The sequence below is a fragment of the Vogesella mureinivorans genome, from assembly GCF_007644035.1.
Taxonomy (GTDB): domain Bacteria; phylum Pseudomonadota; class Gammaproteobacteria; order Burkholderiales; family Chromobacteriaceae; genus Vogesella; species Vogesella mureinivorans.
The window spans coordinates 1-345 of sequence record NZ_VMTV02000476.1; the positions used below are offsets into that span (position 1 = coordinate 1).

Annotated in this window: 1 protein-coding gene; it reads left to right on the forward strand. The window is 42.9% G+C overall.

Annotation, left to right across the window (positions count from 1 at the left end):
* On the forward strand, positions 1-331 hold a 331-nt coding region (locus FLQ44_RS13490; RefSeq protein WP_206208876.1), incomplete at its 5' end, for a patatin-like phospholipase family protein.
* Between the last annotated feature and the right edge of the window lie 14 nt (positions 332-345).

The window sequence follows — 345 nt, forward strand, 5'->3', positions numbered from 1 at the left end:
CAAACAAATCAATCAAATGCCTTTAGAAAAAATGAAAATCCCGATGTATGTGGTCGCAACAGAACTACAGCATGGCGAAAAGACCATTTTTAATTATGGCAACACAGGGCAAGCGGTGAGAGCTTCTGTTTCAATTCCAAGTATGTTTATTCCGACCATGATACACGGCAAAGAGTATGTGGATGGTGGCTTAGTCAGTCCTGTACCTGTCAATATTATTAATGTAACTAAAAAAAGTCAGTGTTGTACCGCCTTCGGGTCGGGTAACCCACGCGGTATGCCCAAAATCATCCGTATACTGAGACCAAACGTCTTCGCCTTCCTTGTGTAATCTCCAGCCCATCT